This is a genomic window from Brenneria alni (genome assembly GCF_003666245.1).
Classification (GTDB): Bacteria; Pseudomonadota; Gammaproteobacteria; order Enterobacterales; family Enterobacteriaceae; genus Brenneria; species Brenneria alni.
Map to the genome: position 1 here is coordinate 1 of NZ_MJLZ01000116.1, position 745 is coordinate 745.

Below are 745 nucleotides of genomic sequence, written 5' to 3' on the forward strand. Positions count from 1 at the left end.
AGGTAATACTTAGTAATAATGAGTTAAAACTATTTTTATTCCATTTTATTGGATATTTTTCAGGTATATTTCTGCAAGAAAAACTTAAATACAAGCTAGAATGGTTAAATGAAAATGAAATCAACTCCAAACCCAACAATGAAAAATCATTATTAAACATAAAGTTAATTTTCTCTTTTCCTACAGCATATTTAAACCACATACTTACCCCTACTAAAAGTTGTAATGCCCATGTACTCCCGGCGGAGTTTTAGTATCTAAAGCAACTCCTGTAACAGGATCTGCTGGCCTTACATTGAAATGTGGTTCAGCACCATGTAATCGCGTTGCTTTTGTATGCCCCAAGCTATGTTCCTGTATAAATATTTTCTCACCTTTATTATTAGTGAATTCGTATTGCCTAGTTTTTATTGGCAACCCATTCTTATCCAACATTACGTTACCATTGCCATCTAACAAATCAGGCCGCGTTATTGATTTAGGCTGCTGACTATTAGGTATCCCTGCATCCCGTTTCGCTTCCCTAAATGCATCTCTACGACTCGCGCCTTCATATGTGGTTTTTTTGTTTTTCTCACCAGGACACCCAACCAACCCCAGCGGGTCAACCCACTCCAGCGGATTATGCACATATCCCTGAGGTCGGATGCCCCCACCCAACCCCACCGGGTCGGTAACGATAGTATAATCGGGTGTGACCGCGCTAAATACAGCGCCATGAAATATTTAAGGTGCGCCCCTAACC

2 protein-coding genes are annotated in these 745 nt (G+C 40.1%); both read right to left on the reverse strand.

The genetic code is table 11. The features are described from left to right. The coding region (locus tag BIY29_RS19910; protein ID WP_240630261.1) for an Imm50 family immunity protein at positions 1-202 on the reverse strand (202 nt) is incomplete at its 3' end. An 11-nt stretch (positions 203-213) separates the two neighbouring features. Continuing rightward, positions 214-630 (reverse strand): HNH/endonuclease VII fold putative polymorphic toxin, encoded by a 417-nt coding sequence (locus BIY29_RS19915; RefSeq protein ID WP_240630263.1) that lies wholly within the window; start codon positions 628-630, stop codon positions 214-216. Between the last annotated feature and the right edge of the window lie 115 nt (positions 631-745).